General features: G+C 72.6%; 1 pseudogene. It reads left to right on the forward strand.

What is annotated here, in order from left to right:
- Positions 1-212: pseudogene (locus tag EXE42_RS18330) on the forward strand (replication factor C large subunit); the annotation flags it as partial.

The following is a 212-nucleotide window of genomic DNA, read 5'->3' on the forward strand; positions in this document are numbered from 1 at the left end:
GAGGGGAACCGCGGCGACCTCCGCGGCGCGATCAACGACCTCCAGGCCGCGACGCAGGGGCGCGACGCGGTCACGGTCGAGGACGTGGTCACCGGCGACCGGGACAAGGCGCTTGGCCTCTTCCCGTTCCTCGACGCGGTCCTCAAGGAGGAGTCCGCGGAGGAGGCGCTCCAGTCCGCGTACGCCGTCGACGAGACGCCGGACGACCTCTC

Source organism: Halorubrum sp. SP3 (genome assembly GCF_005435195.1).
Lineage (GTDB): Archaea > Halobacteriota > Halobacteria > Halobacteriales > Haloferacaceae > Halorubrum > Halorubrum sodomense.